Genomic DNA, 1,800 nt, shown 5'->3' with positions numbered 1-1,800 from the left:
ACGGGTAGTAATGCCGGTCCCTGTGACATACAGTCACATTTATGATTTTTCATCCCTGTTCTCCTGCATATTCTAACTGTAAAGTTCTTAATTAATGCTCTTCACGAATTTCATTCCATTGCTGTTCTGTGACATGGGACGTGATTTGAATAAAATTTCCTCTTTCACTTCGTCTATTTATTTCAAGCAGTTTTTTAATAACGCTATGGTTATAAAATTCCGGAGCTACATTAATTGAACACTCACCCCATTTAATAAGATCTTCTATATCAAAGAAAGCACACAACTCGGCTTTTTTAAGTGAATTTCTTAATACCTTAAACACCTCTACTTCCGAAAATCGTTCACTACTCAAATGCGCTAAGCGATAATTACAAATAATCTTATTTTTTATCCCTGCAAAATTTATATCACGCCAATTGTCAGCACTCAGCGATAAAGTATATGAAAGTCGAACTTGATTATTAGATTTATTTAATTTATTGATAAACTGTCCATCTCCATCAATAAAACTCCACACTTCAACTGGTCCTAACAAACGTCGTTGTTGCCAATCATCCAGGATGGAAAAAAGAGAGATTATAATTGCGGGGTCATAATACCGAAGCAATACATCTTTGCCATCACGCTGTTGGATAGCGACTTTTCCCAGGTAATCAGCGAGATTTATAATATTATCTGCACACGTAAGCCAACCACAAATCATCCTGCCCTTACCCAGCAGTATCTCATTAGGTTCTATCTCTTTCAGGGCCTGCATAATACTTTCATGTAGTATATTACAATCAGCAGGTAAAGATAAATCCAGTGAAACCAAACAGGGTTCAAATTCAGCTGATAGATAACGAGTAGCAACAGGTACCCTTACAACATCCCTACTTTTTATTTTATCATAGAATGACGAATCTTTATTCCTCAGTCTTATAATTGCAGTATCAATCATTAATATGCAATTTCTATTTAACGTTATAAAATGATTAAATATTTGTTCACCAATGTCATCCCCTCGTTTTTGCATTGCCGGTAAGGAGTAATCATAAGTTATTAAAGATTCCTTCATTTGCCCTCCATTAACCCAGCGTCACGGTAGGGCTTTGCGTACCACCAGCAGCATCAATGGCTGTGGCGCAAGGATCCGGTAACTCTATGCTAGCATTCAATGTTGCAGGAGCCATTTTCTGAATTCCAATACTCTTTACGCGAACATTGCCTGGCGCCCCTACTTCTATTTCACCATCTTTAAGCCTGATATATGCACCGCCACAACTGAGTACTAACTCTGTCGCTGCGGTAATAATCACCTGCTCATCTTTGCTGGCTATACTCAACGTTTTCTTTGCCATGAGATCCATTGCATCTCCCTGAGCCTGAATCTCCACTTTTCCTTTGCTGGCAAAAATTTTAATCCCCATCCACTGAGCGAAAAGACTTATTGTTTCTTTCACACCAAGGCGGAATTTTTTAGCGACACTGACATCCGCGTCCGCTCCAGAGGTTACAATGATATTCTCACCTGATGAGAGTTGGATACTGGCGGGAGTCACCTGAGCGATACCGGCAGGAGCAGAAAAAAGTAAAGCCTGTTTCTTGAGGTCTGTCATAGACTCCATCAACAATGCTTTTTGCCTCTCGATATCAGCCAGTTCTGCTTTCGCTTTTTCTGCCGCAGAATGAATACCTTTCGCATCCTGAAGCGCAGCTTGTAAGTTCGCTACTGCTTCATGCATATCTAACTGCAAACCTCCAGCTAATTCCTGACGATCGGCGCTGATAAAAATCCCCTTCCCTGCCCGAATAGCT

Annotated in this window: 2 protein-coding genes; both read right to left on the bottom strand. The window is 40.1% G+C overall.

Annotated elements, in window-relative coordinates; translation table 11 throughout:
• Window positions 1-91: 91 nt before the first annotated feature.
• A complete protein-coding gene (locus FDW87_RS08005) occupies window positions 92-1,060 on the bottom strand; it encodes a DUF4123 domain-containing protein (protein WP_137379615.1) in 969 nt (322 codons plus the stop codon).
• A gap of 10 nt (window positions 1,061-1,070) precedes the next feature.
• Window positions 1,071-1,800 (bottom strand): DUF2345 domain-containing protein (locus FDW87_RS22080; protein ID WP_252363073.1); only part of this gene is annotated, 730 nt, incomplete at its 5' end.

Origin of the sequence: Citrobacter sp. wls826, assembly GCF_005281245.1 — a bacterium.
Lineage (GTDB): Bacteria > Pseudomonadota > Gammaproteobacteria > Enterobacterales > Enterobacteriaceae > Citrobacter > Citrobacter braakii.
This window is presented reverse-complemented; position numbering and strand designations above follow the sequence as displayed.